Genomic DNA, 772 nt, shown 5'->3' on the forward strand with positions numbered 1-772 from the left:
CCCTATCCGGCGTGGGCGTAGGATATTTGAGAGGAGCTGCCTTTAGTACGAGAGGACCGGGGTGGACTGGCCCGCTGGTGTATCTGTGTATTACCAAGTGCATAGCAGAGTAGACAAGCCGGGAAGGGATAAACGCTGAAGGCATCTAAGCGTGAAGCCCCCCTCAAGATGAGATATCCCATAACGTCAAGTTAGTAAGACCCCTTGAAGACGACGAGGTAGATAGGGCAGAGGTGGAAGTGTGGTAACACATGGAGCTGACTGTTACTAATAGGTCGAGGGCATAACCAAAGCGGAGATAGGCAATGGATGAAAAAAGATTCTTTGTATGTAGTTTTCAGGGTATAACCTGAATTAAAAAGTGGCCCAGTGGCTCAGTTGGTTAGAGCGCCGCCCTGTCACGGCGGAGGTCGAGAGTTCGAGTCTCTTCTGGGTCGTTATGTGGGGTCTTAGCTCAGCTGGGAGAGCATCTGCCTTACAAGCAGAGGGTCATAGGTTCGAGCCCTATAGGTCCCACTTTAAAAAAATAAGGATGGATTCCCGAGTGGCCAAAGGGGACAGACTGTAAATCTGCTGCAAATTGCTTCGGTGGTTCGAATCCACCTCCATCCATTTAATTATACTTCTGAATATACATTATAAAAGAAGTAAACACGCCGATGTGGCTCAATTGGCAGAGCAGCTGATTTGTAATCAGCAGGTTATCGGTTCGAGTCCGATCATCGGCTTGATCTCAATAGAGATAATTAATTTCATATCGCGGGATGGAGCA

At 48.1% G+C, this 772-nt stretch carries 4 tRNA genes and 1 rRNA gene (1 of these 5 cut by a window edge); all 5 read left to right on the plus strand.

What is annotated here, in order from left to right:
* Positions 1-291: ribosomal RNA gene (locus RUMTOR_RS13285) — 23S ribosomal RNA — on the plus strand (it extends 1,904 nt beyond the left edge of the window).
* A gap of 72 nt (positions 292-363) precedes the next feature.
* Positions 364-437: transfer RNA gene (locus RUMTOR_RS06425), tRNA-Asp, on the plus strand.
* A gap of 6 nt (positions 438-443) precedes the next feature.
* Positions 444-516: transfer RNA gene (locus RUMTOR_RS06430), tRNA-Val, on the plus strand.
* Between the two features lie 14 nt (positions 517-530).
* Positions 531-612: transfer RNA gene (locus RUMTOR_RS06435), tRNA-Tyr, on the plus strand.
* Between the two features lie 43 nt (positions 613-655).
* Positions 656-728, plus strand: a tRNA-Thr gene (locus RUMTOR_RS06440).
* Positions 729-772: the final 44 nt, after the last annotated feature.

Origin of the sequence: [Ruminococcus] torques ATCC 27756 (assembly GCF_000153925.1) — a bacterium.
GTDB lineage: Bacteria > Bacillota > Clostridia > Lachnospirales > Lachnospiraceae > Mediterraneibacter > Mediterraneibacter torques.